This is a genomic window from Acinetobacter sp. AL9 (assembly GCF_041464035.1).
GTDB classification, from domain to species: domain Bacteria; phylum Pseudomonadota; class Gammaproteobacteria; order Pseudomonadales; family Moraxellaceae; genus Acinetobacter; species Acinetobacter towneri.
This window is the reverse complement of record NZ_JAYFSK010000290.1, coordinates 1-238: the sequence shown is the minus strand read 5'-3', so window position 1 is coordinate 238 and position 238 is coordinate 1. Positions and strand designations below refer to the sequence as shown.

The 238-nt window shown below is 51.7% G+C and carries 1 rRNA gene; it reads right to left on the bottom strand.

Features of this window, described 5'->3' with window-relative positions:
* Positions 1-238, bottom strand: a 16S ribosomal RNA gene (locus ACEO2X_RS14755); the annotation flags it as partial.

The following is a 238-nucleotide window of genomic DNA, read 5'->3' as shown; positions in this document are numbered from 1 at the left end:
CTGGCAAGTAAGGAAAAGGGTTGCGCTCGTTGCGGGACTTAACCCAACATCTCACGACACGAGCTGACGACAGCCATGCAGCACCTGTATGTAGATTCCCGAAGGCACCAATCCATCTCTGGAAAGTCTCTACTATGTCAAGGCCAGGTAAGGTTCTTCGCGTTGCATCGAATTAAACCACATGCTCCACCGCTTGTGCGGGCCCCCGTCAATTCATTTGAGTTTTAGTCTTGCGACC